The organism is Candidatus Nitrosotalea sp. FS, assembly GCF_011319475.1.
Taxonomy (GTDB): Archaea; Thermoproteota; Nitrososphaeria; order Nitrososphaerales; family Nitrosopumilaceae; genus Nitrosotalea.
Window position 1 is genome coordinate 1 of the sequence record NZ_RCMC01000033.1, and the last position, 807, is coordinate 807.

Consider the following 807-nt stretch of genomic DNA (forward strand, 5'->3'; position numbering starts at 1 on the left):
GGTGCAGCAACAGGTGTTGGTGGAGTAATCCGAGATATACTGTCTGCCGGTACAAGGCCTATTGCAATCTTGGACGGATTACGATTTGGAAATATACAAAAAGACAAACATGCTCAATGGCTCTTCAAAAATGCAGTACGTGGAATTGCAGATTATGGTAACTGTCTTGGCATACCAACAATTGGAGGAGAGATAGAGTTTGACAAGTGTTTTACAAATTATGCTCTAGTTGATGTTGCCTCTATTGGGTTTGGCAAAAAAGAGAACTTGATACAAAACAAGGCAGAAAAAGGTGATTATGTTGTTCTAATAGGTGGTTCCACCGGACGCGATGGAATGGGTGGCTCACAATTTGCATCTGATACACTTGAAACAGAAAACCGCTCTGCAGTTCAGATTCCTGACCCATTTATTGAAAAGCTGGTAATTGAGGTAATCCTGGAGGCTAGAAACCAAAAATGCATCAAGGCAATGAAGGATCTTGGCGGTGGAGGGCTGTCATGTGCAATATCTGAGACTGCTGATGCACTTGGAGTAGGCATTGAACTTGACCTGTCCCTTGTACACAAGAGGGAGCAGAACATGTCCCCATCTGAGCTGATGATATCTGAGTCTCAAGAAAGAATGCTTGTCATAACAGACCTGAAAAAACTTGGCGCCTTGAAAAAAATCTGTGAAAAGTTTAGAGTGCCATATTCTGTAATTGGTCGAGTAAAAAAAGACACACTGATGGAAGTAAAACTTGACAAAAACACTGTTGCAAAACTTCCTAGTCAGATAGTTGCAAATGCACCACTGCTTGATAGG

1 protein-coding gene is annotated in these 807 nt (G+C 41.8%); it reads left to right on the forward strand.

Going from position 1 to position 807, the window contains the following annotated elements:
• On the forward strand, positions 1–807 hold an 807-nt coding region (locus tag DYY66_RS01555; RefSeq protein WP_255495977.1), incomplete at both ends, for an AIR synthase-related protein.